Here is a 22,246-nt window from a genome sequence, read left to right as displayed (position 1 = left end):
ACGGAGGGGCTCAGCCGGCTGCCCCCCTGGGAGCTACTCGGGCGGGGCTTACTCGGATGGGGCTTACTCGGGCGGAGCTAGCTCGGACGGGGATTACTCGCGCGGGGACTACTTTGACCGGGCCTAGCCGGGCGGGGACTACTTTGACCGGGCCTGCTCGGACGGGGCCTGTGGCGCGGCGCAGCCTTTGAGGTGGTCGACGAACTGGCGCACCTTTGCGAGCTCTCCCAGGTGCTCGGGATAGACCAGGTAGTAGGCGTCGGGACCGCGCAACAGGGTGGGCCAGGCGGGGACCAGGGCGCCGGCTTCTAGTTCATGGTCGATCATGAAGCGTGGAATCAGGGCAAGGCCGCCGCCGGCCATGACCGTGCGAATCAGCGTCTGAAAGGTCTCGAAGCGGATGCCGTGGTAGCTGCGATCGGTGCGAATACCCTGTTCGTCGAACCAGCGGTGCCAGGCGTCGGGGCGGGTCGACAGGTGCAGCAGCCGGCAGTTGGCCAGATCGGCGGGGCTGTCGATGCGCTGGCGCGCCAGGTAGCCGGGTGCGCCGACTGCCATTACCTCTTCCTCGAACAGCTTGTGACATTCGAGGTTGGGCCAGCTGCCGTGGCCGTGGAAGATCGCTACGTCGATGCCTTCGTTTTCCAGATCGAAGGTCTCCACGCGGTCGGACAGGTGCAGGGTGATACCGGGGTGAGCCTCGAAGAAGGCCGGTAGCTGCAACGACAGCCAGCGCGTGCCGAAGGTGGGAAGCGTGGCCACCTTGAGCACGTCACCGTGGCCGCTGTAGGTCATGATGGCGTTGGCCGACATCTCGAGGTGGGCCAGGATCTTGCGCACCTCGGTCAGGTACAGCGAGCCCTCCGGCGTCAGCACCAGGGTGCGCCTGAGTCGACGGAAGAGCTTGTGCTGAAGGTAGTCCTCGAGCTGGGCCACCTGCTTGCTGATGGCGCTCTGGGTGATGCTCAGCTCATCCGCCGCCCGGGTGAAACTCAGGTGCCGGGCGGCGGCTTCGAAACACTGAAGCGTGGTGGTCGAGGGGAGATGACGGGCCTTCATCGAACGCTGACTCCAGCGTAAAAAACGCCATTCTACCGCAGTCGAGGGACTACCGTTGAGGTCGATACCGTCTGCAGATATACGCCAGCAATGGCCGGTCAGATGTTTTTCAGGCCATTGCCAGGACACCGTTCGGGCACATCTACGCAGCGATCGACACTGGTTCGGGCATGGTGGTCCGGTAAAACTCACCGTCTTGATAGCTCGTAAAATACAAGATAGATGGGAGGAATCTTCTTTCCATATCGCTTCTTTTTTTCGACGCTTTATCGCAGCTGCTTTGCCTGAAAAGTCGGTGAAGCAATGATGGGGTCGGAAAGCGTAGAAACTGGGCTAGGCTGTTGTCTTTTCTTGTGCTGAAGTTCACAGGTGAGGATGTTCTATGCCACTTTTTACGATCTCCGGGCTTGACTCGTCGGCCTCTGCCGAGCTCGCCGTCACCTCGCATGCGCTGGCGACCTACTCGCAGACAGACCGTGCGCTCGGGCTACCCCTTGGACAGATGCTGGTGACCCTGGACAACATCGCAGGACCGGGGACCTTTTCAGCCAATCAGGTCACCAGTGGCCTGCCGGGTGGCTGGCGAGAAGTCTCGGCCAGCGAACTGGGGTTGCCATCCTCTCTGGTGGACGTCGATGGCTACATCACGCTTCAGAGCCCCTTGCTCGGCAATGTCTCCCGTGGCCCCCAGCTCAAGGTCCTGGCCGAGCAGGACGCCCTGGGCAACATCAGCCGCGTCAGCGTGGCCTATGCCGGTACCAATGCCCCGGTAGATATCGTCGACTACTCCTTTCTGAATTCCGGCAAGGAGATCGCGAAGACCATGGCGCCCGTGCTGTCCGGGGTGGCGTCGTTCATGGACCAGCATGGGCTTGAGGGTGATGACGCCATCATTACCGGCTATAGCCTGGGTGGGGCGCTGGCCAATATCCAGGCGCGCTTCTCGGATCAGTTGGCGGGCGGGTTCTTCGCTGACAGTCACTATCTTGGCCATGCGTCACCGCTGATCTTCGAAGCCGACAATGTGCTCAATATCGGTTTCGAGAACGACGTCATCCATCGTTTCGTCGGTGACCACGAGGATCTGAAGTCGGCGCTCGAGGGCTTCGATGGCTTTCTGGAGAACAGCGATGAGAACTACTCAAGCTCCGTGGACAATCTGGTGCTGTTCGATGCTGTCTACAGCAAGTCGCCCTGGCTGTTGGCCAGCGACAGCGGCCTGAATCCCTTCGCCTGGGGCGCGCATCTTGGTGGCATCACGTCGGACGCGGTCGCGCGCATTGTCTCCTCATCGTTTTATGAGCTGATGAGTCAGGACAGCGTAGTGGTGGTGTCCTCACTTGGTGCCGGTGGGCGCGCGATGCACTGGGTGGGCGATATCGACTCGCCGACATCCAATCACGCGGGCGAGCCGGCCTTTATTGTCGGCAGTGTCTTTGACGACCTGCTGCGTGACGGCGCGTCCGATGATTACATCGAAGGCTTTGCCGGAGACGACGAGATCCGGGTCTCGACCGGCACCAACCAGGTCGAAGGGGGGCAGGGCACCGACACCCTGTTATTCGAGGGAGAGGCGGATGACTACGAGGTCTACCGGCTGGATGATGGGCGGATTGGCGTGTCCGGCCATGATTCCCTGACCCTGGCGGGCGGCATCGAGCGCATCGAGTTCGAGTACGGCGGCGGCTTTCGCGGTGCCGGTCCCGGCCTGCGCTACGTTATCGAAGACGATCGTCTGGAAGACGAGTTTCGATTCGATTGGTTCGATCGCGATATTGCCTTCGTCGATGCACCCCAGGACGGCCAAGGCGGCGAGTGGTCGAGGGAAGAGGTCGCGCTTGCCGATGCCGGCGATAGGGTCTTCTCGGCAGCGGCCCGTGATGACGCCCTTCACCTTGGTGACCTGTTCGATGACGAGGCTTCCTTCAGCGCTGAATCTTCTCGGGACACCGGCGACGGCATCTTCGGCTGGCAAGGTGGCGCCATGGCGCTGGCCGGACTCGAGGCTGCCGCCTCCTTTGTCGGATCGGCACTGAGTGGGCATGTGGAACTGCCGGAGGCATGGCAGGCGATTTAAGATCTGCAACAGGGCGCGGCTGGGGCCTGAAAGCGATTCTTCAGGCCGTCCGCGCCCGTTTTCAGGCCATGAAAACACATCGGCCTGCTCGACAGCCCCCACGGCAAGCCCCTTGCGGTAGTTGCCCGCCCCCTGCACGCCGATGGCCAGGCAACGGCGCTCGAACACCATCCCCAACCCGTGCACGCCCAATACCGTCCGGTCCCCCGGGCGTCGTTGTTTGTGGCTTCAACTTTAGATGCAACGCCAGGACGTGATCGGCTGCTGAGGATGGCGCCGTGATGTCGATCGGCTGGGCACACCATCGTGATGCTGGCGCGCTTCGGGCGGTGAGTACCGTATCGGGTTCTCACTTAGTGGGTTTTGATATTTTCAAAACTTATATCTGGATTGCGAATAACTGAATTGTACTGGTCTGTAGTCCCCATATTCTGGGGTATAACCAAGAAGGAGCCCCACCAAGGGTCGATTCTCCTCGGTGCAGATTAAACAAATTTTATAAAGGGCCGATCCCCATGACCGCTATCGCTTCCCATCTCGTCGCTGGCCAGATCGGTGAACGTGCCTCTCCGGGCCATCAGCACGCCTGCCACCGTGCCTCCGGTGTGGCCAGTCGCCAGCTGACGCTGGCGCTCGATACAACAACACAGGAGACAAGTTGATGGCCAACACACCACTGGACGAACCAAAGAAAGGGCCTCTGGACGGCGTGACGGTACTGGACTTCTCGCGGGTGCTTGCAGGGCCCTACTGCACCATGGTCCTGGCGGACCTTGGCGCCCGCGTCATCAAGGTCGAGAAGATCGGCACCGGTGACGACACACGAGAGTTCGGCCCCTTTGTCGAAAACGAAAGCGCCTACTTCAGTTGCTTCAATAGAAACAAGGAAAGCATCGTACTGGACATCAAGTCGCCGCGTGATCGCGAGTTGCTGGAGCGCCTGCTGGACGAGGCCGATGTGCTGGTGGAGAACTTCAGACCCGGGGTCATGGAGCGTCTTGGCTATGGTCCGGAGCGCCTCGCCCAGACCCATCCTCACCTGATCTATTCCTCGATTTCAGGCTTCGGTCACACCGGCCCGTTCAGTGAGTTGCCAGGCTACGACATGGTGGTGCAGGCCATGGGCGGCGTGATGAGTCTGACCGGTTGGCCGGACGGTGAACCGGCCCGAGTCGGTACCAGCTTTGGCGACCTGAGCGCGGCCCTGTTTGCGGCGGTGGGCATCATTTCTTCGCTGTATAGCCGAACCAAGGACGCCCAGGGGACCCGTGTCGATATCGGCATGCTGGACTGCCAGGCGGCGATGATGGAAACGGCGCTGGCACGCTACGACATCGAAGGCGTCGTACCGAATAGAACCGGTGATTGCCACCCGTCGCTGGCGCCTTTCGAAAGCTTCAAGGCCGAGGATGGCAAGCTGGTCATCGCCGCCGGCAACGACACCCTGTTTCTGCTGATGGCCGATGCCATCGGCGCCTCGCGACTGGCCTTCGATCCCCGGTTCATCACCAATGATCTTCGCTGCCAGAATCGCCCGGCACTGGTGGAGGAGATGGAGCGCATCCTGACGACCAGGCCCGTGCAGCACTGGGTCGACCTGCTCAACGAGGAAGGCGTTCCCTGCTCACCGATCAACACCATCGACAAACTGCTCGATCATCCCCAGTTGAAGGCGAGAAACATGATCGTCCAGGTCCAGGGAAGCGCCGGGAAGCCCTTCAGGACGGCGGGCAACCCGATAAAGATGACCGGCAGGGTGGACCTTGGCAGCGACACACCGCTGGTGGCGCCAGGCCTGGGTCAACATCGACAGGCCATTCTCGATGAGTTGATGGCGCGTCACGGCTCCTATTGCCTGCCTTCCACGCCAGGGCAAGCCGACAAGGCGCGGTCGGCCAAGGCCGGCTCGACATCTTCGGGGCAACGTCAAGGAGCCCAGAGTGATCAAGCAGCGAGGGCCAGGCAAGACTCGCGCAAGGCGAGTGGCAGCGCCGCCACCCGGATAAAGGGTGGCCAGTCGGCCTCCGACAAACAGGGTCAAGAATCCGCTCGAGATCTGGGCAAACGGGTCGGAAAACCATAGTCGTCAGACGCGTTTTTTCATCAGATGTACGCCGCTTGGCGATATCGGGTCGTGAATATCCGGTGTGGCGCGGCGCAGTCAGGTCGCATCACGACCAGGCGAGGTGGCGGCCGCAGGTGGGAGCGTATCGAACCGATACGTAGCTGGTTTACGGGTAACGTCAGGAGACAAGAGATGAACAAGAAGGTCGAAGAACAAACACAGAATGTCGCCTCGGAGGCTTCGCTTGAGGCAGGTAACGGTGAGCCAGAGATGATCGTGGTGGAACGCCGTGAACGGGTCGGGCTGATCATCCTGAATCGCCCGAAAAGCTTGAACGCACTCAATCGCCAACTGGCGGAAGAAACGCTCGCGGTACTGCGCGAGCTGGATGCCGACCCCGGCATCGGTGCCATCGTGATTACCGGCAACCCGAGAGCCTTCGCGGCCGGCGCCGATATCGAGGAGATGGCCGAGAAGTCGTTCACCGATTTCTACATGGATGACTTCCTGGCCCCCTGGGACGAGGTGCGCCAGATTTCCAAGCCCATCATCGCTGCGGTGGCCGGCTTTGCGCTGGGCGGAGGCTGCGAGCTGGCCCTGCTGTGCGACATGATCATCGCCTCAGACGATGCCCAGTTCGGGCAACCCGAGATCAAGCTGGGGATCCTGCCCGGTATCGGTGGCTCCCAGCGACTGGCACGTTCGGTCGGCAAGGCGATGGCGATGGACCTGGTGCTGACCGGTCGCAACATCGGTGCCCAGGAGGCCAAGGAGATCGGCCTGGTGGCGCGAGTCGTGGCGAAGGATGAGCTGATGCAGAACGCCCTCGAGGCGGCGCACACCATCGCAGGCTACAACGCGCCAGCCGTCAAGATGGCCAAGCGAGCGGTCAACGCGGCCTTCGAGACCCCGCTGGCGGAAGGCCTGCGCCAGGAGCGTCTACTGTTCCAGGCGGCCTTTGCCACCGAGGGGCAGAAGGAAGGCATGAATGCCTTCGTCAAGAAGCGTGCGCCGGTCTTCCGCCATCGCTAGACGTCGGCCGAGCTAGCGACGAAAGACAACCAACAGCGTCGAATACTTAGCGTCAGTCATTGACCGGGACAGGAGGGGTGGATGCCGTTTGTGACGATCAATCTAGTGAAAGGGAAGTCGAGAGACTACGTCAGGGCCGTGGCGGATCAGGTTAACGCCGCCGTCATCGATACCATGGGCTTCCCCGACGACGATCGCTATCAGGTGATCAATGAGTGCGAGCCGGAGAACCTGCAGTTGCAAAGGCGTGATTCGGATCGCGTCATGATGCACCTTGTGATGCGAAGTGGTCGCCCTGACGCCGACAAGAAGGCGTTCTACGCCAGGGTCGTCGAGTCACTTGCCGAAAACCCCGGCATCCCCCCGCATAACGTCATGATCACCATCACCGAGAACCAGGACATCGACTGGTCATTCAGGGACGGTGTGGCGCAGTTCTGTGAAGCCTGAAGACGGACGCGCCGAGACGACCATGGCCCGCGAATAGCGGGCCATTTTTTTAGGCGAATCAGAGGGCCTGCCCGGCTCGTTCGTCCACCGGTTCTCTTCCTTGATTTCTGAACTCTTTGCCAAGGCACTTCAGCAAACCCCCTCATCAAACCCCTCGCCAAAGCCGCTTGCAAAGCCCTTCATCAAACCCCTCACCAAAGCCGCTTTCCCGGGAGTCGGGCTAGAGCGGTCGCCCATCCAGTGAATGTTCCATGATCGCAAGCGTCAGTGTGAAGTGATGCTGGGCGACGCTGAAGGCGTCGTCTGCGCGTCGCTCGAGAATGGCCTGGACCAGTTCACGATGTTCCCGTCTTGCCCTTGGCAATGATTCGGCGGGGTAGGGCTCGGAGCCGAATCCCAGAGTAGCGCGCGCCGTCAGCTGGCGTGACTGGGCGACCAGATGGTGATTGTCGGCCATCTCCATGATGCAGTCGTGAAGGCGCTCATCGAGTTGGCGGGCGACGGAGGCGTCGTCGGTGTCACAGAAGCGGTCCAGCAGTCCCTGCAACGTCCTGGCCTGGGCCTCGTCGTGACGCTCGGCGGCGGTTCTGGCCACCAGCCCCTCCACCAGACAGCGATAGTCGAAGAAGTCCCTGAGCTGGGGCAGCTCCTGTCCGAGGATACGCTGGGCGGTGTTGGGCGAGGCCTCGTCGACCCGTTTGAAGGTGACAAAGGTGCCGCCATCGCGGCCTCGACGGGATTCGATCAGGCCAAGCTCGCCCACGATCTTCAAGGCGCCGCGGACGGTGACGCGACTGACCCCCTGGCGCTCCGCCAGGTCGCGCTCCGGCGGCAGGCGATCCCCGGGGGAGTAGGCGCCAATGGCGATCGCCGTCACGATCCGGTCCGCCAGCTCCTGGGTGGCAGAGCGGGCGCCGCCGGCGCCTGGCAGGTCGGTTCGAGACGGTTCAAGCATAGGGTTCTCTCCAAAAGGTATTGTCACAATACCTTTAAGTGTGATTTTCTAAAAATGAAGCGGCCAACGTCGCTGTGTCCGGCGCACTGTCGCAGGTCGCGAGCCGCGTCCGGGTCTGCTGGCGGGTTCGAGTATACACGGCGCCGTCAGATTCTTGACCGGCCAAGGGAATGCACAGCAAGAGGCCGCCCAGTGTCGCCACGCAAGCAGCCTCGCCCCCGGTGGACGTCTTCGACCGCTCGATGGCGGGAGATCCCCGCCTTGCCAACTACAACAAGAGGAGGTCACCGATGAGTGACAATACCCTGGAGAGTCTGGGCTACACCCAGGAACTCTCACGAACGCTCAAGCTGAGGGATCTGGTGATCTACGGCCTGATCTTCATCGTGCCGATTGCTCCCTTCGGAATCTTCGGCCACGTCATGAGCGCCAGCGGTGGCATGATCGTCACCGCCTATGTCATCGGACTGGTGGGGATGCTGTTTACCGCCATCTGCTACTCCCAGATGGCCAAGGAATTCCCGGTAGCAGGCTCGGTGTACTCCTACGTGTCCCGCGGGGCGGGCAGCTTTGCCGGCTTCGTCGCGGGCTGGATCATGCTGCTGGACTACATCCTGATTCCGGCGCTGTTGTACGTGGTTGGGGCGCTGGCGATTCACGACATCTTCCCGTCGCTGTCCCCGATCCTGCTGGTGGTGGCCTTCGTCGTGTTCAACACCTACATCAATATTCGCGGCATCAGCTTTACCGCCGCCTTCAACCGCTGGATGCTGGTGGCCGAACTGCTGGTGCTGGCGGTGTTTCTGGTGGTGGGGGTCGTGGCCATCAGCAATAACGTCAACGGTGCGGTCTTCTCGATGGCCCCGGTCTACGATGCCGATGACTTCTCGCTGGGGCTGATCATCTCTGCGGTGCCGATCGCGGTGCTCAGTTTTCTGGGTTTCGATGGCATCTCCACCCTGGCGGAAGAGGCCAAGGGCGGTGGCAAGGCGGTCAGCAAGGCGATCTTCCTGGTGCTGTTGATCATCGGTGGCCTGTTCATCGCCCAGACCTGGGTGGCGGCGCTGATCCAGCCCGATCCCGCCTCGTTCAACAATCTCGACACCGCCTTCTATGAAACCGCGCGTATCGCCGGGGGCGGCTGGCTGGCGGTGCTGACCGCCGCGACCACCGCTATCGCCTGGGGCGTCGCTGACTCCCTGGTGGCCCAGATCGCGACCGCGCGAATCCTCTACAGCATGGGCCGTGATCGGCTGCTGCCGGCGCCGCTGGCTCGCGTTCACCCGCGCTTCAAGACGCCCTACGTCAGTGCGCTGCTGGTCGGTGCCGTGTCCATCGTCGCGGGGATCGCCTTCATGCAGCAGCTGGCGTTGTTGACCTCCATCGTGACCATCGGCGCCTTGACCGCCTTCATCATTCTGAACATCACCACGCTCTACTACTTCGTGTTCAAGAAGAAGGCCGCCAATCCCTTCCTGCATATCCTGTGTCCGCTGCTCGGCCTCGCCGTGGTCGGCTACATCTGGAGCGGGTTCGAGTCCTATACCGTGCTGATCGGGCTGGCCTGGGCGGTTGTCGGTGTCGGCGTCTATGCCTTTGCCAAGCGCGGTGGCCGTGCCGTGCAGATGGAAATCTAAGGCTTGTCTGTAAAGTGCCTGCGCTCGTCGATGTTGAGAACAGCGCCCTGGGCCAATTGAAAACACTCGAGGCGCCGGTCGGCGGAGACGATCGGCGCCTCGAGGTGGAGACGCAAGAATGAAGATCAAGACGATACACGACGTTCATCACTGTTTTGACCACGCCCTCGAGCCGCAGGAAACGATCAGTTCCGGTGATACTCGGCGCTTCGATATTCTCGATGCCAGCGGCGGCTTGATTACCCGACACAGCCAGGCCGACGCGCTGACCCGACTGCCGGCAGGGGAGCTCAATCCGGTGTGTGGCCCCCTTTATATGGAGGATGCCGAACCCGGCGATGTGATCGAGGTGGAGCTGGTCGACTTCGAGCCGGGGCAGTGGGGCTGGACGGGGCTGATCCCGGGTTTCGGGCTGCTGGCCGACGATTTCACCTCGCCCTGGCTCAAGGTGTCGGAGTACGACAGCGAGTCGGTGTACTTCGACGAGGACATCGTGATTCCGTTTCGGCCCTTCGCCGGTACCATCGGGCTCGCGCCTGCTGAGCCGGGGCAGCACTCCATCGTGCCGCCGCGCATCTGCGGCGGCAATCTCGACATCCGTGACCTGGTAAAGGGAGCTCGGCTGTACCTGCCGGTGCAGGTCAAGGGAGGGCTTCTGAGCATCGGCGACACCCACGCCTGCCAGGGCGACGGTGAGGTCTGCGGAACCGCGGTAGAGACCCGCATGGCCGCCACGGCCACATTGCGTCTGCACAAGGCGGGCAATATTCCTGCGCCGATGTTCGACGTGCCGCCGGGAGCGTCGAGCGAGGAAGATGCGGGCTTTCTGGTCACCACCGGGGTGGGGCCGGACTTGATGCAGGGCGCCCGTGACGCGGTGCGCTTCATGATCGATCGGTTGCACCGTCAGGCCGGCATGGATGAGCAGCTGGCCTACGCGCTTTGCAGCGTGGCAGGGCGGCTACGGGTCAGCGAGATCGTCGATCAGCCCAACTGGGTGGTGTCCTTCTACATGCCTCGGTCGATCTTCCGCTCGAAGAGTCTTAGAGCCATCTAGGGTTGAGCTGAACTGACCTTTCCGTTCGTCAGAACGTAGGGTCAGGCCCGCGGGCCTGACCAATAACGCCGGGTGTTGTGGCACCCGGCGTTGTCGTCATGACGTCACTTCGGCTCGCTCGGCGGCCACCTGCGCAAGGACTTCCTGGTAGTTCTCGACGCCCTGGGCGCCGGTGACCAGGTAGCGGCGGTTGAACACCATGGCGGGTACCCCGCTGATGCCCTGCTGTTGCCAGAAGGCCTGGCGCTGTCGTACCGATTCGCCACGCTCGCCCGACTCGAGCATCGCCACAACCTCGTCGCGGTCATGGCCGAGACTCGCCGCCACATCGGCCAGCACGTCGACCCGGTGGAGGTCGCGGCGCTCGGTGAAGAAGGCGCTGAACAGGGCCTGCTTCATGCGGTGGCCTTCGTCTGGAGAGCGCTGCTCCGCCCAGTCGATCAACTGGTGGGCGCGGAAGGTGTTCACCATGCGCATGTCATCGGCGTAGTTGAAGGTGAAGCCGAGGTCGGCGCCCATCTGGGTGAGCCGTTCCCGTGCGCTGCGCGAGTCCTCATCGCTGGTGCCGTACTTGGCGGCGATATGCTCGCGCAGGTTTTCGCCTTCCTCGCCCATCTGCGGATTGAGCTCGAAGGGGTGCCAGTGCACCTCGATGTCGATCCCGCTCTGGCGCGCCGCCTCGGCGAGCTGGCGGTAGCCGATGATGCACCAGGGACAGACGACGTCGGAGACGATGTCGACGGTGATGGTGGTGTCGCTGTCGCGGCTATCTGGGGATGTGGGCATGTCGGCCTCTACTCCTGAAGAAAGGTGTCCCGGGTTGGTCGTTAGCAGGGCAACAACCTTACAGGCCCCGGGACACGATCAACAGACAAGCCTCAGATGAGTCGATCCCACAGCCCATCCTGATACTCCCTGGCACTGGCCTCGAAGCTGTCCGGGTAGACATTGCGGAAGCGGTGCTCGTCCAGCGGGATCAGTCGTGCCATCTCGTCGATCATCGCCGCCGGGTCCTGCTGCAGGTCGTCGCCGGCAAACTGCTGCTGCACCGAGCGAATCGGTTTTTCAGGGGTGAAGCAGGCGTCGGGGTCGTACCACTGGTCCAGGGTGTTGTACATGCGGTCGTTGAAGCCGGTGCGGAAGGGGCCGGGGTTGATGGTGGCCACCTTGACACCCAGCGGGGCGAGCTCTTCGTAGAGCAGTTGCGCCATGCCTTCGAGGGCGTGCTTCGAGGCGACGTAGGGACCGAGGTAGGGGAAGGTGGTGAAACCAGCGATGGAGGAGGTCAGTACGATCTTGCCCTTGCCTCGCTCGACGAACTCGCGGGCGTAGGGCTGCACGAATTCCAGGGTCGAGAAGACGTTGGTCTCGAACACTCGGCGTACCCGGTCCACCGGGATCTCGGCCAGCGGACCGGTCTCGCCGATGGCGGCGTTGGCCACCACGATATCGACCTGGTGCCCGTAGCTGGAAAACACCGCGTCGCGGTCGCGCTTGTCGGTGATATCGAGCTTTTCGACGGTGAGCGTCAGTTCCTGCTGCTGGGCCTTTTCCTTGAGCGAGGTGACCTGGGGCCAGATCTCCGTGGTAGCGATGACCTTGTGTCCCGCCCTGGCCAGGGCCAGTGCCGTACCTTCGCCGAGTCCGCTGCCGGCGCCGGTGATCAGAATGGTCTTCATCATCGTGCTCCTGTCTGGGGAAAGGAACGGTCGCGGCACGCCTGGGCGTAGCGCCTGGCAAGGCCATTGGGCGCTTGCCTCTGGGCATTTGTCAGCCCGAGACCCTAACGTGCCGCGGCGGCGCTGCTCAACCATCGCGCCAGCATCGCGTCGGCACCCTGGCCCGTATCCTGGCCAACATCATGGCCAGCATCGTGATCAGGGCGGCCGACCGTCGCCACCGCGAGTCCCAGCGTGCTGCCGAGGTCATGTCACGATGATGACGCTTCGGTGTCGGGGACCGTCGATCGACGATCCTTGTGCACTGCCCTTGCCTGCGAGTGTGGCCTGCGGTCCCGTCGACCCAGCGGGACCATCATTGGACGGCCGCTGACGGGGTCTGCGAAGACGTGGCTGTCCAGTCCGAATACCTCCCTGACCATGGTGGTGGTCATCACCTCACTGGCCGGGCCGCTTGAGTAGACCTTGCCGGCGGCCATGGCGATCAACTCATCGGCATAGCGCGCGGCAAGGTTGAGCTCATGCAGCACCATGACGATGGCGGTGCCGCGCTGGCGGTTGAGGTCCTCGAGCAGATCGAGCACCTCGACCTGGTGGTGGATATCGAGATAGGTGGTGGGTTCGTCGAGCAGCAGCACGTCGGTGCGCTGGGCCAGGGCCATGGCGATCCATACCCGCTGGCGCTGGCCGCCTGACAGTTCCTCCAGCACACGCTCGGCGAGGCCGGTGGTGTCGGTGGCTTCCAGCGCCTCGCTGACGGCGTCATCGTCTTCGCGGCTCCAGCGCTGAAACATGCCCTGGTGGGGGTGGCGGCCACGGCTGACCAGCTCCAACACGGTGATGCCTTCAGGGGCGAGTGGCGCCTGAGGCAGCAGTCCCAGGCGCTGGGCCAGGCGCCTGGCGGGCAGCCGGTGCAGGTCGTGGCCGTCGAGCAATACCTGGCCGCGCTGCGGCGCCAGCAGGCGTGACAGCGAACGCAGCAGGGTCGACTTGCCGCAGGCGTTGGCGCCGACGATGGCGGTGATACCCGCTGGCTTGACCTCCAGATCGATGTTGTCGAGGACCGCACGGTCACGGTAGCCGGCGGTCAGGCCTCGGGCACTGAGTCGGGTAGGCGTCATCAGGTGGATCCTCGGGCGTTGTCGCGCATGACGAGGGTAATCAGGTAGGGGGCGCCGATCACGCCGGTGACCACCCCCACGGGATAGCGGGCCGGCAGGAGATGCTGGCCGATAAAGTCACCCATCAGCACGAACAGGGCGCCGACCAGGGCAGCGGGGATCAGCACCGAGCCATTGTGACGGATCAACCAGGCGGCGACCGGGCCGCTGAGGAAGGCGACGAAGGCGATCGGCCCGGTCACCGCAGTGGCAAAGGCGACCAGCCCCACCGCCGCGACCACGATGCCCAGGCGGGTGAGCGACAGCCTGACACCGAGCCCCCGGGCCATGTCATCGCCCAGGCGCATCGCCTCCAGGTCCCTGGCGAAGTGAAGTAGCGGCAGGCCAAGCACGATCAGCGCCAGCAGCAGGGGCAGGCTCTGATCCAGGTGCACGCTGTTGAGGCTGCCGGTCATCCAGCGCATGGCCTCCTGCAGTGGCCAGGCCGGGGCCTGGGTCAGCAGGTAGGCGATGGCGCTCTGGAGCATGGCGGCGAGGCCGATGCCGGTCAGAATCAGGCGGGTATCGGCGACGCCGCGGCGCCACGACAGGGCATAGATCAGCACGGCGACGCCAAGACCGCCGACGATGGCCACCAGTGCCACCGGAGCGCCACGCAGCGACAGCATGACGATGGCGAAGACCGCCGCTGCGCTGGCGCCGGCGCTGATACCGATCACGTCGGGGCTGGCCAGCGGATTGCGCAGCATGGTCTGCAAGGCGGCGCCGCCGAGGCCGAAGCAGGCCCCGGCCAGCACAGCAATCAGCGCCCGGGGTAGCCTCAACTCCATCAGGGTGAAGGAGGCGCCGGGTACCTGCTCGCCGGACAGCACCGCGATCACCGTGGCAGGGTCGATCCACGACTGGCCCAGCATCAGGGTGAGGCAGACCCCGGCAAGCAGCGCACACAGCAGCAGCGCAATGATCCGCCGGCGCTGGCGTTGGCGTTGCCGTCGCAGTTGCCTGACGGTCGACGGCGTGGACCTTGCTTGGGTGGACCTTGCTTGAGAGGACGTCGCTCGGGGGGACATGGCTTGAGAGGACGTCGCTCGGCAGGACATGGCTTGAGTGGCCGTCGCTCGCTGGGAGGTGGTCGGTGTCGTCGTCACAGTGACCTCAGCGTATGGCGGCGGACGATCCAGATGAAGACCGGACCGCCGAGCAGGGCGGTGACGATACCGACGTCGAGTTCTGCCGGACGGACCAGCACCCGGCCCAGAGTGTCGGCCAGTATGACCAGCAGGGCGCCGCCGAGGGCACACAGCGGCAGCAGGCGGCGGTAGTCGGCACCGACCAGCAGGCGCAGCGCGTGGGGCACGACCAGGCCGACGAATCCGATGGGACCACAGGCCGCGGTGGTCGCCCCGCACAGCAGGATGGCCCCCACCGCGGCCAGCGCTCGGGCCATGGCCACGCGCTCGCCTAGGCCGGTCGCCGCCTCATCGCCCAGCGCCATCAGGTTGAGCTTGCGCGCCGCCAGCAGCGACGCGGCAATGCCCAGGGCCAGGAAGGGCAGCACCGGGGTGATGCGATCGAGGGTAGCGCCGCCGACGCCGCCGATCAGCCAGGAATGGATCAGCCCGGCGATGTCGGTGCGGGGCAGAATCACAGCGGAGGTCAGCGAGGTCAGGGCGGCGGTCACCACCGCGCCGCTCAGCGCCAGCCTGAGAGGGGTGGCGCCGCCTCGTCCGAGGTTGGCCACCAGGTAGACCAGCAGTGCACTGGCGCCGGCGCCGGCGATGGCCACCCAGATGTAACCAGAGGCCTGCTGCATATCGAACCAGGCGATGCCGATGACGACTGCCAGCGCGGCGCCGGCGTTGACCCCGAGCAGGCCTGGATCGGCCAGAGGATTGCGGGTCAGGCCTTGCATGGTCGCCCCGGCCACGGCCAGCGCGGCCCCCGCCAGCAACGCCAGCAGGGTGCGGGGCAGACGGCTGGCGATTGCCGCTTCGTCGATGGAGTCGATACGCCCATCCAGCAGACCCATGAGCGCGGTCAGATCCGTCGGCCTGGCGCCGATGACCACCGACATCATGACGCTGGCGGCCAGCGCCGCCAGCAGCAGATAGACGCCGGTCGGGCGCGAATGGCGTGGCCTGCCAGGCGCCAGCGGCCTTGCCTTCATATCCTTCCCTTCCTGCTCATTTGTGCGTATCCATCCCGTCCAGACGCTCCATTCAGGGTTGCTGACGCTTGCGAGCGGCTTCGGCCAGTCGTTCGACGTAGTCGTCGAGCACCCAGGGGATCGACAGCGGCGTCGGGTTGGCCGCGGTTCCGGTGGGATTGTTGCCGAGCAGCACCAGCGAGCCCTGTTCCACCGCGGGCAGGCGCGAGGTCAGCATATGCTCGTTGAGTCGCTCCACCAGCGGCTCGCCACCGTAGGTGATGATGATGTCGACATCGGCGATCTCGTCGATACGCTCGGCGCTGATGGAGCCGGCGAAACGGCCGTCAACGGAGCTGTCGGTGACGAACTGGGGTGAGGTCAGGCCGATCTCGTGCAAGAAGCGCACCCGGGCGTCGTTGTCGTTGTAGAAGTTGATCTGACTGAGGTCGGTGGGCTTGATATGGCTGATCAGCATGGCGCTCTTGCCGGCGAGTTCCGGGTGCTCGGTGATCTGCTGCTCCACCTGGGCCTCCAGGCGTGCGATCAAGGCCTCGCCTTCCTCGGCCATGCCCATGCCTGCGCTGTTGAGCCGGATCATGTCGCGCCAGCCCGACGACCAGGGGGCTTCGGGGTAGGCCACCACCGGGGCGATCTTGCTGAGGGTGTCGTAGTCGGAGCGGCTGAGGGCGGAATAGGCCGCCAGGATAACGTCGGGCTGGCTCGCGGCCACCGCCTCGAAGTCGATGCCATCGCCTTCGTCGAACAGGTTGGGGGGGCCGGCGTCGAGCTCGTCAAGGCGCTGCTCCACCCAGGGCCAGAGGCCATCGCCATCGTCATCGCCGAAGGTAGTGGCGGGAAAGCCCACCGGCACCACCCCCAGCGCCAGCGGCACCTCGTGGTTGGCCCAGGCCACCGTGGCGACCCGTTCGGGCTTTTCCTCGATCACGGTGACGCCGAGGGCGTGCTCGATTTCGATCGGATAGCCATCGTCGCCAGCGGCGAGGACAGGCTGGACGGCGGCGAGTAACACAAGGCCGAGCGGCCAGCGTGGGTGGATCAGGGGCATGGGGTCTTCCTTGTAGAGGCGATGACCGGCTCTCGCAGGAGAGCCGGTTTGACAGTGGTGTCGCGAGTGCCGGTCGGGCACGCAGCGCCCGACGCGGATGTCGAGGTTTCGGCGTTCCAGGGCACTAGAAGTCGTAGGTCAGGCTCAGCAGCGCGCTGCGCGGCTCGCCATAGATACCCTGGCTATAGAAGCCGAGCTGCGAGTAGTACTCCTCGTCGAACAGGTTGGTGACGTTGAGCTGGGCGCTCATGCTGTCGTTGATGCGATAGCGGGCCATGGCATCGGCGACAAAGACGTCACCCTGACCGATCTTCTCGGTGCCGTTGGGGGTGTCGTTGTCGCGGTAGGTGTCACCCTGCCAGCGCGCACCGCCGCCGAGGGTCAGGTTCGACCAGCGGCCAGGCAGCTGCCAGCTGGCGAACAGCTTGGCCTGCTGGCGGGCATAGCTGGTGTTGAGCTGCTGACCGTCGGCGTCCTCGGCGTCCACCAGGGCGTAGCTGGCGGACAGGTTGACGCCGTCGGCCACCTCGCCTGCGATCTCGAGCTCAAAGCCTTCGACCTCGGCGCCGTCGGTGGTGGTGTAGGCCTGGTCGGTGGTGCCCGCGACGAAGACCCCGGGGATTTCCACCGCCAGATTGTCCTGCTGGCTGTGGAACACCGCGAAGGACACGTCGGCACGATCGTCGAACAGCTCGGCCTTGAGACCGGCCTCGTAGTTGATGCCTTCCAGCGGATCCAGCAGGGCGCCGCTGGGCGAGCGCTCGCTCTGGGTGTTGAAGATCTCGGTGTAGCTGGCGTAGGCGCTGAGGTCGTCGGTGATGTCGACGATCAGACCCGCGTAGGGGGTGAACTCGTTGTCGTACTCGTACTCACGCTCGCCGCGATAGTCCTGGTCGATCTTCCAGTCGGTCATGCGCGCGCCGACGATAAAGTGCACCGGGTCTGCCAGCGAGAAGCGGGATACCGCGTAGTAGCCCTGCTGTTCGGTCACGGTGTCGTCGGTCAGGCCCCACTCGCCCCAGACCGGTTCTGCCAGGGCCGGGTCGTTGCGGTCGCTGAAGCTTCCCAGCGCCGGCACGTCGCCGGCCGGGCCGCGACTGTTGATCTGGTAGTCCTCGTGCAGGTCCATGTAGCCGAAGCCGAGCTGATGCTCGCGACCAAACAGGGTGAAGGGACCTTCGGCGCTGACATGCAGATTCTTCTGGGTGCGATCGCCGCGATAGTCGACCAGGTAGGATTCGGTGGCGTAGCTGGGCGTGTCGTAGAGCACACCGGTCTCGCGATCCGGATAGCCGCCGCGGTAGTTGTAGGTCAGGCCATAGTTGGCGTCGCCGTAGCTGTAGGCGGCGCGGGCAGACCAGCCATTGTCGAAGTGGTGGGTCAGGTCGACGAAGGCGCGGGTGTTCTCGGTGAAGAAGTTGGCCCAGTCGGTGTTGTTGGCGGTGGAGCGGTCGAAGTCGGTACGGCCACCGTCCAGGTAGTACTGCGGTACGCCGATGTAGGCGCCGTCCTGGTCGTAGTGCTGGTACTCGATGCCCACGCTGAGCTCGGTGTTGTCGGTCAGCTCGGCGGCGATCACCCCGTAAAGGGTCTCGCGGTCGTTCTCGACGCCGTCCATGAAGCTGTCCGAGCTGTCCTTGGCCGCCACGAAGCGCACGCCGACACGCCCCTCGCTGTCCAGCGGGGTACTGACATCGACCACCCCGCGCCCCCGGTCCCATCGGCCCACCGCGGCAGTCACGCTACCCGCCGCCTCGTCTAGCGGCTTCTTGCGCACAAAGTTGACGGTGGCGGAAGGATCGCCGACCCCGGTCATCAGGCCGGTGGCGCCGCGCACGACCTCGACCCGGTCGTAGATGGCGGTGTCCCACTCGGCGTCGCCGAACGGCCAGAACGCGCTGGTATTGCTCTGCAGGCCATCGAACTGGAAGTTGCGAATGGTGTAGCCGCGGGACTGGAAGCTGGTGCGAGTACCGTCCAGACGGATCGACGAGACGCCGGGCAGCCGTTCCACCGCCTCGGTGGTGCTGGTGATGGCCTCGTCGTCCATCTGCTGGCGGGTCAGGAAGCTGATCGACTGTGGCGTCTGGCGCGGCGTCAGCGTCAGGCCGTTGGCGCTGGTGCTGGAGGCCACCTGGTAGCTCTTGGTCGATTCGGTGGTGGCACGCAGGTCGTCACCGACCACGGTCATGCTGGCGAGTTGCTCGGCGTCCTGGGCCAGCACCGGGGTCGACAGGACGGCACCGGAGGCAAGGGCAATGGCGATAGCCAGGCGGCCAGGAACGAGGTGGCCAGGAACGAGACGGCTTGGAACAAGGCAGGTGAGGGGAGCGGAATGGTACGGCACGAAAGGGGTTCCCTGTTTATGTTTTAAGAATGCAAATTATTCACGTTTCCATTGGTGGGTGTTTATGAGCGCTGCCAAGTTGTCTATGCGAGATGCCACAAATGCACAAAACGGCAGAACTTTTTGGCGAAGTGGCACCATTGGCCTGGTGCAGGGGCCGGGCAAGCGGAGAAGGTCAGGAACCAAGAGAAGGTCAGGCAAGAAAAGGAAACCAGGCAAGAAGAGCAGCCCTGACGCGAACGACCAGGGGCAAGACGATCTGGCAGAAGGCGGCCGGCGGTAGAAGACGCCGCTGGAGGTGGGAAGGGACATTGGCGGTGATGCGGGGCCCCGCCAGCGCAAGGCACTGGCGGGGAAAAACGACGGTAGGCGTGTTCTGGCGGGCGCGTTCGGCAGGGGCCTGTCAGCTGCGCCCGGGTTCGGCGGCGCTCACCTGACCTTCCTCCAGGGAGGACTCCTCGTCTGCTTCCATGAGTTCCAGGTCGAGCTGCACCGGATCGTCGGCCGCTTCCTCGACCCAGGTTGCCCCCAGGGAGGCGGTGCCGGCGGGGACCGCGACATAGTGGCCGTGGGTGTCCGACGGCTGGTTCGGATAGCGCCACAGGCAGTAGCCGCCGAAGACCACGATAAGCGCGTGGATCAGCGCCAGGTCCCACAGAAAGCCGGCAGAGCCCAGCAGGTCCATCAACAGCCCCGTGCTTAGCGGGCCGAGGATGGCGCCGATGCCGAGCGCCAGCACCAGACTGCTGCTGGCGGACACCGTCTGCTGCGGTGTCAGGACGTCATTGGCGCAGGCGAGAAACAGCGAATAGAGCGTCAGGGTGGTGCCGCCCAGCAGCACGCCGAGCAGCGTCAGCGCATGGCTTGCGCCCTGGTCGAACAGCAGCCCGGCCAGCGAGAAGGCGGTGGCCAGGGCGGCGACGATGAGGATCACCCATTGGCGGTCGGTCTTGTCGGAGAGCTTGCCCAGGGGCCATTGAAACAGCGCCCCGCCGAGGATGAACGCCCCCATGAAGGCGGCGATCTGGTGGGTTTCCAGGCCATGGTTGGCGGCAAACACCGCGCCCATGCCGAACACAGTACCGTTGGCGATCCCGGTCAGCAGGCAGCCGAGGGTGCCCAGCGGTGACAGTCGATACAGGCGCAGCAGGTTCATCGCCTCGGGCTGGCTGGTGTCCGGCTGCGGGGTGTAGCTCAACAGGATCGGCACCAGCGCCAGCGACATCAGTATCGAGACGATCAAGAACAGCAGGATGCCGCTGGGGTCCGCCACGTTCAGCAGCAACTGGCCGCCGCCCATGCCGAGATAGCTGATGACCATGTAGAACGCCAGCAGACGCCCGCGCAGGTGGTTGCTGGCGTGGCCGTTGAGCCAGCTTTCGGTCACCACGTAGAGCCCTGCGTAGGCGAAGCCGGTCATCAACCGCATCGCCGCCCACACCCAGGGGTCGATGAACATGACGTGGACCAGGATGGCGATGGAGGTGATCGAGGCCAGGGCGGCGAACACCCGGATATGGCCGACGTCGCGAAGCTTGCGTGGGGTCAGGGTGGAGCCGGCCAGAAAGCCGACGAAGTAGGCAGACATCACCAGCCCGGTGACCGTGTTGCCGAAGGATTCCTCGGCGGCGCGCACCCCGAGCAGGCTGCCCTGCAGTCCATTGCCGAGCATCAGCAGGCCGACGCCGAGTAGCAGCGCCCAGAGGCTCCAGGCCGCCGACAGGGTGGAAGTGGGAGTCGATGTGGTCACGGCGGCCTCGCTTGTCCGGGGAGGGGGCGACGGAAGTCTGTTGTCGGCTGGGGTACCGCGGCGCCGGTCCATCGCCGCCGCCGCTAATCGTCAGTGTGTCCGGCGTACCGCTGATCGGCAAGGGGCGCCTCGATCGGGTCAGCAAGTGGTTGTCGGCAAAGAATTTCCTTCCGCTAATACTGGATTAATCTTCGCCGCCTAACGTGCCCCTCGGAGTTGGACGGAACCACTCCTTGCGTCGGGATGCCCTCGGCGTCCCAAGCCAGGGACGCCCGATGAAGGGACTGGCAAGGCATCCCGACCACCCGTTTTCGCACCCGGCGACGAGCCCACCGCGCAGTGTTCAAGCGAGCCCGCGGCTTGCGCCGGTCTGCAGTGGAAGATCATTCGACGACAACGACCGACGCGTCGACCTGCGTTGCCAGGCATCGAGGCGGCTCGTCGCTGGAGCATAGAACCGCATGAATATCACCATCTTTGGATCGGGCTACGTCGGCCTGGTGACAGGCGCCTGTCTGGCCGACGCGGGACACAATGTGATCTGCATGGACGTCGACAAGGACAAGGTCGCGCGTCTTGAACAAGGCGACATCCCGATCTACGAGCCTGGCCTGGAAACGCTGATCGCCAGCAACGTCGAGGCCGGCCGTCTGAACTTCACCACCGACCCGGCCCTGGCCGTGGCCTTTGCTACCCTGCAGTTCATCGCTGTCGGCACGCCCTCGGATGAGGATGGCAGTGCCGACCTGCACTATGTGTTGAGCGTGGCGCGCACCATCGGTCAACACATGGAGGGTTACAAGGTCATCATCGACAAGTCCACCGTGCCGGTGGGCACCGCCGACCGGGTTCGCCAGACCGTCGAGCAGACCCTGGCCGAACGTGGCGCCGAGCAGGCCTTCGATGTCTGCTCCAACCCCGAATTCCTCAAGGAAGGGGCGGCCATCGATGACTTCAGTCGTGGTGCGCGCATCGTGGTCGGCACCGACTCCGACGAGGTCCGCCGCCTGATGCGGGAGTGCTACAGCCCGTTCAGCCGTCAGCAGGACAAGATGATCTTCATGGACGTGCGCAGCGCCGAGCTGACCAAGTACGCCGCCAACGCCATGCTTGCCACCAAGATCAGCTTCATCAACGAGATGGCCAATCTGGCCGAGGAGCTGGACGCCGACATCGAACAGGTCCGCCACGGCATCGGCAGCGACCCGCGCATCGGCTACCACTTTATCTATCCGGGCTGCGGCTACGGTGGCTCCTGCTTCCCCAAGGACGTCAAGGCGCTGGCTCAGACCGCCAACGAAGTCCAGCAGCCGGTGGCGCTGCTCAAGGCCGTCGAGCAGGTCAACAAGGGCCAGAAGCATCGTCTGTTTCGGATGCTCGACGAGGCCCTGGACGGCGATGTCGCCGGGCGCACCATCGCCCTGTGGGGGCTCGCCTTCAAGCCCAACACCGACGACATGCGCGAGGCGCCGAGCCGAGTGCTGATGGAGTCGCTGTGGGAGGTCGGCGCCAGCGTTCGCGCCTACGACCCCGAGGCCCAGGCGGAATGCCAGCGTCTGTATGGAGAGCGTGACGACCTGGCGCTGGCCGACTCCGCCGAACAGGCGCTCGAGGGTGCCGATGCCCTGGTGATCTGCACCGAGTGGAAGAGCTTTCGTGGCTTCGAGTTTGCCACCATCCGCGAGCGCTTGAAGCGTCCGGTGATCATCGATGGACGCAACCTGTTCGAGCCAAGCCGTGTGCGTGAGGCGGGGCTTCAGTACCACGCCATCGGCCGCCGTCACGTGGCCAACGGCTGAGGA

19 protein-coding genes are annotated in these 22,246 nt (G+C 64.2%); 9 read left to right on the top strand and 10 right to left on the bottom strand.

The annotated features are described in order from the left end of the window. Positions 1-138 precede the first annotated feature (138 nt). Positions 139-1,059, bottom strand: coding sequence for a LysR substrate-binding domain-containing protein (locus tag KUV74_RS00480; protein ID WP_222515374.1), 921 nt, complete (start codon positions 1,057-1,059; stop codon positions 139-141). Between the two features lie 382 nt (positions 1,060-1,441). Between KUV74_RS00480 and KUV74_RS00475 the strand changes: the two genes are divergently transcribed. The 5 genes from KUV74_RS00475 to KUV74_RS00455 all read left to right on the top strand — a co-directional run bounded on the left by KUV74_RS00475 (position 1,442) and on the right by KUV74_RS00455 (position 6,683). After that, positions 1,442-3,136, top strand: coding sequence for a hypothetical protein (locus KUV74_RS00475; protein ID WP_222515373.1), 1,695 nt, complete (start codon positions 1,442-1,444; stop codon positions 3,134-3,136). A gap of 515 nt (positions 3,137-3,651) precedes the next feature. Continuing rightward, entirely contained in the window at positions 3,652-3,798 is a 147-nt protein-coding gene (locus KUV74_RS00470) for a hypothetical protein (RefSeq protein ID WP_156088600.1), read from the top strand. Beyond that, entirely contained in the window at positions 3,798-5,219 is a 1,422-nt protein-coding gene (locus tag KUV74_RS00465) for a CaiB/BaiF CoA transferase family protein (RefSeq protein ID WP_261394981.1), read from the top strand. Before KUV74_RS00470 ends, KUV74_RS00465 begins: the two co-directional genes overlap by 1 nt. A gap of 174 nt (positions 5,220-5,393) precedes the next feature. Then, a complete protein-coding gene (locus KUV74_RS00460) occupies positions 5,394-6,233 on the top strand; it encodes an enoyl-CoA hydratase-related protein (RefSeq protein WP_185696355.1) in 840 nt (279 codons plus the stop codon). An 81-nt stretch (positions 6,234-6,314) separates the two neighbouring features. Then, positions 6,315-6,683, top strand: a complete 369-nt coding sequence (locus KUV74_RS00455; protein WP_124802326.1) for a tautomerase family protein — start codon at positions 6,315-6,317, stop codon at positions 6,681-6,683. 220 nt (positions 6,684-6,903) lie between these two features. Here KUV74_RS00455 and KUV74_RS00450 read toward each other — a convergent pair whose 3' ends face one another. After that, positions 6,904-7,638, bottom strand: coding sequence for a FadR/GntR family transcriptional regulator (locus KUV74_RS00450; protein ID WP_222515372.1), 735 nt, complete (start codon positions 7,636-7,638; stop codon positions 6,904-6,906). Positions 7,639-7,928: 290 nt separating this feature from the next. Between KUV74_RS00450 and KUV74_RS00445 the strand changes: the two genes are divergently transcribed. Together KUV74_RS00445 and KUV74_RS00440 are read left to right on the top strand one after the other, a co-directional pair. Further along, positions 7,929-9,275, top strand: a complete 1,347-nt coding sequence (locus tag KUV74_RS00445) for an APC family permease (protein WP_108449869.1) — start codon at positions 7,929-7,931, stop codon at positions 9,273-9,275. A gap of 118 nt (positions 9,276-9,393) precedes the next feature. Then, positions 9,394-10,332 carry an acetamidase/formamidase family protein gene (locus KUV74_RS00440; protein WP_045990938.1) on the top strand — a complete coding sequence of 313 codons (939 nt, stop codon included), beginning with the start codon at positions 9,394-9,396 and terminating at the stop codon, positions 10,330-10,332. 96 nt (positions 10,333-10,428) lie between these two features. Here the strand turns inward: KUV74_RS00440 and KUV74_RS00435 are convergent, their stop codons facing one another. Then, positions 10,429-11,118: a DsbA family protein gene (locus tag KUV74_RS00435; protein ID WP_222515371.1), complete on the bottom strand. Its 690-nt coding sequence runs from the start codon at positions 11,116-11,118 to the stop codon at positions 10,429-10,431. 92 nt (positions 11,119-11,210) lie between these two features. Continuing rightward, positions 11,211-12,011: an SDR family oxidoreductase gene (locus KUV74_RS00430; RefSeq protein ID WP_222515370.1), complete on the bottom strand. Its 801-nt coding sequence runs from the start codon at positions 12,009-12,011 to the stop codon at positions 11,211-11,213. A gap of 74 nt (positions 12,012-12,085) precedes the next feature. On the opposite strand from KUV74_RS00430, the gene KUV74_RS00425 reads away from it, so the two are divergent. Further along, positions 12,086-12,271, top strand: coding sequence for a hypothetical protein (locus tag KUV74_RS00425; RefSeq protein ID WP_222515369.1), 186 nt, complete (start codon positions 12,086-12,088; stop codon positions 12,269-12,271). Here the strand turns inward: KUV74_RS00425 and KUV74_RS00420 are convergent. From KUV74_RS00420 to KUV74_RS00395, 6 genes are all read right to left on the bottom strand, one after another. Beyond that, positions 12,263-13,132 (bottom strand): ABC transporter ATP-binding protein, encoded by an 870-nt coding sequence (locus tag KUV74_RS00420; protein WP_222515368.1) that lies wholly within the window; start codon positions 13,130-13,132, stop codon positions 12,263-12,265. The genes KUV74_RS00425 and KUV74_RS00420 overlap by 9 nt on opposite strands. Then, complete coding sequence (locus KUV74_RS00415) at positions 13,132-14,202, bottom strand: FecCD family ABC transporter permease (protein WP_222515367.1); 1,071 nt, start codon at positions 14,200-14,202, stop codon at positions 13,132-13,134. The genes KUV74_RS00420 and KUV74_RS00415 overlap by 1 nt, the downstream gene beginning before the upstream one ends. A gap of 74 nt (positions 14,203-14,276) precedes the next feature. After that, the gene (locus KUV74_RS00410) at positions 14,277-15,299 is read right to left on the bottom strand and encodes a FecCD family ABC transporter permease (protein ID WP_222515366.1); all 1,023 of its coding nucleotides are present in this window, start codon (positions 15,297-15,299) and stop codon (positions 14,277-14,279) included. A 52-nt stretch (positions 15,300-15,351) separates the two neighbouring features. Beyond that, complete coding sequence (locus KUV74_RS00405) at positions 15,352-16,347, bottom strand: iron-siderophore ABC transporter substrate-binding protein (protein WP_045990933.1); 996 nt, start codon at positions 16,345-16,347, stop codon at positions 15,352-15,354. 124 nt (positions 16,348-16,471) lie between these two features. After that, positions 16,472-18,694 carry a TonB-dependent siderophore receptor gene (locus tag KUV74_RS00400; RefSeq protein ID WP_315900702.1) on the bottom strand — a complete coding sequence of 741 codons (2,223 nt, stop codon included), beginning with the start codon at positions 18,692-18,694 and terminating at the stop codon, positions 16,472-16,474. A gap of 403 nt (positions 18,695-19,097) precedes the next feature. Then, positions 19,098-20,444 (bottom strand): MFS transporter, encoded by a 1,347-nt coding sequence (locus tag KUV74_RS00395; RefSeq protein ID WP_315900701.1) that lies wholly within the window; start codon positions 20,442-20,444, stop codon positions 19,098-19,100. A 461-nt stretch (positions 20,445-20,905) separates the two neighbouring features. Between KUV74_RS00395 and KUV74_RS00390 the strand changes: the two genes are divergently transcribed. Beyond that, a complete protein-coding gene (locus KUV74_RS00390; protein ID WP_124802312.1) occupies positions 20,906-22,243 on the top strand; it encodes a UDP-glucose dehydrogenase family protein in 1,338 nt (445 codons plus the stop codon). Positions 22,244-22,246: the final 3 nt, after the last annotated feature.

The organism is Halomonas sp. DP1Y21-3 (assembly GCF_019801245.1).
Classification (GTDB): Bacteria; Pseudomonadota; Gammaproteobacteria; order Pseudomonadales; family Halomonadaceae; genus Halomonas; species Halomonas litopenaei.
The sequence above is the reverse complement of the archived record's forward strand: the minus strand, read 5'-3'. Positions and strand labels throughout refer to the sequence as shown.